At 44.6% G+C, this 2,296-nt stretch carries 2 protein-coding genes; one reads left to right on the top strand and one right to left on the bottom strand.

What is annotated here, in order from left to right; translation table 11 throughout:
- Positions 1-81 precede the first annotated feature (81 nt).
- Positions 82-1,413 (bottom strand): exodeoxyribonuclease VII large subunit, encoded by a 1,332-nt coding sequence (gene xseA, locus ACP45E_RS22445; RefSeq protein ID WP_017037649.1) that lies wholly within the window; start codon positions 1,411-1,413, stop codon positions 82-84.
- Between the two features lie 209 nt (positions 1,414-1,622).
- Between xseA and ACP45E_RS22450 the strand changes: the two genes are divergently transcribed.
- Positions 1,623-2,296, top strand: a 674-nt coding sequence (locus tag ACP45E_RS22450; RefSeq protein WP_141707500.1) for an IMP dehydrogenase, incomplete at its 3' end; no start/stop codon positions are given.

A 2,296-nucleotide genomic window follows, 5' to 3' on the forward strand; every position in this document is an offset into this window, starting at 1 on the left:
GAGATTAGAGATTAGAGATTAGAGCATCAGTATTGAGTGACTGAATCTGTACTTAGGCTAACCAGCTAATGCAGTAACACGCTACCTAACGATTGACTGTATTTCGCCATCAGCTAAGCGAGTTGTGATCTGATCACCTGTTTTGACTTGATCATGATGAGTAATCACATTTTCACGACTGTCTTTAGTAATCGAATAGCCACGCAGTAATGTAGCAAGAGGGCTAACCGTATCCAGCTTTTCGGTCATCAAATTGAACTGGTAACGGCGATTGACTAACAGACTTTTCATGGCATCAATGAGTTTTTGCTCTGAGCGAGATAAGTGAGACGTTTGTTTACTCAATTGCATTGCAGGAGAGTGCAGTTTTAACTTGTGCGCGAGGTTATTGAGCCTGGTCTGGTGATGATTTAAGTATTGCTTTGATGCATGAACTAGACGAGCTTCGAGTTGGTCGATTTGTTGGCTTTGTTGCTGGAGTTGAACGCTCGGGTGTTGCTTGTCTAATCGATGAGTGAGCTGTGACACATTGGCGCTCTGTAGCGACATGTAATGACGCATGGCATTAATCAGGTTTCGCTGCTTTGCAGCAAAAGACTGAGATTTATTGCTGGTATCACGACTGACCAGTTCTGCTGCGGCTGAAGGCGTGGGCGCTCGCATGTCAGCGACAAAATCAGCGATAGTGACATCAATCTCGTGACCTACTGCACTGATAATTGGAATCTGGCTGGCTGCGATGGTCCGAGCAACGATCTCATTGTTAAAACACCAAAGATCTTCCAGAGAGCCACCACCACGGCCAACGATGAGAACATCACATTCTTGCCGACTGTTTGCTCGTCCAATGGCTTGTGCAATCTGGATTGCGGCATCATTACCTTGTACAAGGGTTGGATATACGATCACCGGTAAGCTTGGATCTCGACGTTTTAGTACATCAAGAATATCAAAAAGAGCCGCTCCCGTTTTCGATGTAATGACGCCCACACACTTAGGGTTTTCTGGCAGCTGAGATTTATTGGTTTGTGCAAATAGCCCTTCTGCGGCGAGCTTCATTTTTAACTCATCAAATTGCTGCTGCAGCTGGCCATCACCTTCTGGCTGCATGCTGTCAATAATCAACTGGTAATCGCCACGAGGTTCATAAAGAGAAAGTCGTGCTTTCACTAATACCTGTTGGCCATTTTTGGGTTTAAAAGTGACTCGGCGATTGTTCCCTTTAAACATTGCACATTTTACTTGAGCGCGGGAATCTTTAAGCGTGAGGTACCAATGACCAGAGACGGGGGATGAGAAGTTTGAGATTTCGCCGACTAGCCAAACAATACCCATCTGATTTTCAAGCAGTAATCGGACTTCAGAATTAAGGCGAGAGACAGTAAAGATATTTGGGTTAGTCAGAGAGGGCACAGCGAAACTCTTGGGCGTGAGTATGGAAGTTAGCGGCAATATAATACATAGCAAGGGGGTAAATGCAAATTAAAGTTAGATAAATGTGTAGCCAAGCGATTGCGCCCTGCGTATAATCCGTCTGCAATATCAAATCCAAATGACTCTGTTATGCGAAACGATAGAGTCGGATTTACTCCCTTTAACACCTTTGTTGTGAGATATTGCAAATGCTACGAATCGCAAAAGAAGCTTTAACGTTTGATGACGTTTTACTCGTCCCTGCACACTCTACTGTTCTTCCGAACACCGCTGATCTTCGCACTCAGTTGACGAAAAACATTTCTTTAAACATCCCAATGATCTCTGCATCGATGGATACTGTTACGGAAGCGCGCCTAGCAATTGCCCTCGCGCAAGAAGGTGGCATTGGTTTTATTCATAAGAATATGTCAATCGAGCAGCAAGCTGAAATGGTTCATCAGGTTAAAATTTACGAAGCGGGTGTGGTTTCTCACCCAGTAACTGTAAACCCTGACGCGACAATCGCTGATGTTGTAGCCCTTACTCAAAAACACGGTTTTGCCGGTTTCCCTGTTGTTACTGAAACAAACGAACTTGTTGGTATTATTACTGGCCGTGACGTTCGTTTTGTTACTGATCTTTCTAAGAAAGTGGATGCGGTAATGACGCCTAAAGCTCGCCTTGCTTCTGTTAAGGAAGGTGCAACTCGTGAAGAAGTTCAAGAGAAAATGCATGAAGCGCGCGTTGAAAAAGTGCTTGTTGTCAATGATGACTTCCAACTCACTGGAATGATCACTGCAAAAGATTTCCATAAAGCAGAACGTAAACCAAACGCTTGTAAAGATGAGCGCGGCAGCCTACGTGTCGGTGCAGCTGTTGG

This window comes from Vibrio genomosp. F10 str. 9ZD137, from assembly GCF_049974785.1.
Lineage (GTDB): Bacteria > Pseudomonadota > Gammaproteobacteria > Enterobacterales > Vibrionaceae > Vibrio.